Below are 802 nucleotides of genomic sequence, written 5' to 3'. Positions count from 1 at the left end.
GACTCCGCCGACGCGCCGTCGGAGCCGGTGGCGCCGGTCGTCGAGGACGTGCCGGCACCTGCCGAGGAGGCGCCGGCGGAGGAGCCGACGGCCCCGGTGGTGCCGGTCGTCGAAGACGTGGGCCCGGCGGTCGAGGACGTCGCCGCGGTCGCCGGGGACGTGGTGGCCCCGCTACCTGCGCCGGTGACCGAGTCCGCCGCCGAGGTGACCGCCCCCGTGCCCACGGGCACCGACCTGCAGGCTCCTGCCCTCCCGACCCCTGAGTTGCAGGACTCGGTCGAACCGGTGACCGAGGCGCCCGCCCCGGTGGTGGACGAGGTCCTGACACCGGTGGTCGAGCAGACCGTGTCGCCTGCGGTCGACGAGGTCGTCACGCCGGTGGTCGTCGAGGTCGTCACGCCGGTGGTCGTCGAGGTCGTCACGCCGGTGGTGGAGGACGTGGCGACGCCGGTGGTCACGCCGGTGGTGGAGGACGTGGTCACGCCGGTGGTCGTCGAGGTCGTCACGCCGGTGGTCACGCCGGTCGTGGACGAGGTGCTCGCGCCAGTCGTGGAGGGCATCGTCACTCCGGCTGTGGACGTGGTGGCCCCGGTCGTCACCCCGGTGGTCGACGAGGTCGTCACGCCGGTGGTCACGCCGGTGGTGGAGGACGTCGTCACGCCGGTGGTGGAGGACGTCGTCACGCCGGTGGTCACGCCGGTCGTGGACGAGGTGCTCGCGCCAGTCGTGGAGGGCATCGTCACTCCGGCTGTGGACGTGGTGGCCCCGGTCGTCACCCCGGTGGTCGACGAGGTCGTCACGC

1 pseudogene is annotated in these 802 nt (G+C 73.9%); it reads left to right on the top strand.

Annotated elements, in window-relative coordinates:
- Nucleotides 1–802: pseudogene (locus ACI8AF_RS27515) on the top strand (hypothetical protein); the annotation flags it as partial.

The organism is Blastococcus sp. SYSU D00669 (genome assembly GCF_054050715.1).
The sequence above is the reverse complement of the archived record's forward strand: the minus strand, read 5'-3'. Positions and strand labels throughout refer to the sequence as shown.